This is a genomic window from Peribacillus sp. NPDC056705 (assembly GCF_043656335.1).
In genome coordinates this window covers 1-1,462 of sequence record NZ_JBHTYI010000175.1, presented here as the reverse complement: position 1 = coordinate 1,462, position 1,462 = coordinate 1, and the positions used below count along the sequence as shown (strand labels likewise).

The window sequence follows — 1,462 nt, the reverse complement described above, 5'->3', positions numbered from 1 at the left end:
GGCTCAAGGGGAAAGGGATCTTCCGCACGGTATTCTTTATTCCGTATATCACATCGCAAATCGCGATTACGACCGTGTTCATGATGCTCTTTAAGCAGGGGACGTTCCTGACGGAATTCTTCGGCATGCTCGGTTTCGGGAATGTGACATGGTTTGCGGATACGAATTATGCGCTTCTGTTCGTCTGTATTCTGTTCATTTTCCAACAGGCCGGGTTCACGATGATCGTGTACTTGTCGGCACTGCAGGAAATTCCGAAGGATCTGTACGAAGCAGGCGAGATTGACGGAGCTTCCAAATGGAATAAGTTCCGCTATATCACCGTGCCGTATCTGAAGCCGATTACGTTCTTCATCGTATCGGTGTCCACGATTGCGGGCTTTCAGATCTATGACCAGATCGCGGCAATCTCCCGTTACGGGGCACTCGGTTCACCGGCTGGTGCAACCAGTACGGTCGTGACGTATTTCTACCAGCACGGGATTCGTTATATGAACATCGGATACGGAAGTGCGGCGGTTGTGCTGTTCTTCATGATTATCATGCTGATCACGTATCTGCAGAAAAAATTCTTGGATGAGAAGGAGTGAGAGTAATGAAGACCCGTACGAATAACGGTCGGCTGCTGTTATATATCGGCACGATTATCCTGGGGCTCTTATTCGCCCTTCCTTTTCTCTATACGATCTATACGTCCCTCATCCCGATGCGGCATGTGAATACACTCACTTCACCGGCGAACTGGACGTTTGAGAACTTCAAAATCTTCTTCACCAACGATGCGTATAACGTACCGAGATGGTTCCTGAATACCGTCATTATGACGGGGGTCGTTGTGATTGGTAACCTCATCATTAACCCGATGGCCGGATTTGCGCTGGCCAAGCTGAATTTCAAGGGTAAGGGGATAGTCTACTGGATCGTGGTGGCCACGATGATGGTACCGTATCACATGATCCTGATTCCGGTATACGTGAACGTGGCTCAGCTCGGATGGCTCAACACCTTCTGGGGCTTAACGGTTCCATTCTTATACCAAGGGCTATATATCTTTATGCTCCGTCAATTTTTTGTCTCGGTACCTAATGAGTTTCTAGAGGCGGCACGTATTGACGGTCTAACCAAGATGGGGGCTTTCTGGCGGATCGTGTACCCGCTGGCTCGCTCATCTCTGATTACGATGTCCATTCTTGCTTTTGCCGGGACCTGGAACAGTTACCTGATTCCGAGTACGCTGGCGAATACGCCGGAAATGTATGTACTGGTAGTCGGTCTGAACAGTGTGAAGGATATGTTCTTCGAGAATACCCCAATGATCATGGCGGGCGTCGTGTTATCAACACTGCCGATCATTATCTTCTTCTTCCTGTTCCAGCGCCAATACATTGAGGGCATCTCGAATGCAGGTGTGAAAGGTTAAACAAGAGCTTCCGGGAGGGATATCACATGGATAACGTGGAAC

The 1,462-nt window shown here is 49.0% G+C and carries 2 protein-coding genes; both read left to right on the top strand.

The features are described from left to right. A partial coding sequence (locus ACFRAK_RS28655; protein WP_394573140.1) for a carbohydrate ABC transporter permease occupies positions 1–590 on the top strand: 590 nt, incomplete at its 5' end. 5 nt (positions 591–595) lie between these two features. Next, positions 596–1,420 (top strand): carbohydrate ABC transporter permease, encoded by an 825-nt coding sequence (locus tag ACFRAK_RS28650; RefSeq protein WP_394573139.1) that lies wholly within the window; start codon positions 596–598, stop codon positions 1,418–1,420. Positions 1,421–1,462 lie beyond the last annotated feature (42 nt).

Excerpts from the sequence above, each read along its gene's own strand:
- ACFRAK_RS28650 (WP_394573139.1), top strand. The coding sequence starts at position 596 with ATGAAGACCCGTACGAATAACGGTCGGCTGCTGTTATATATCGGCACG.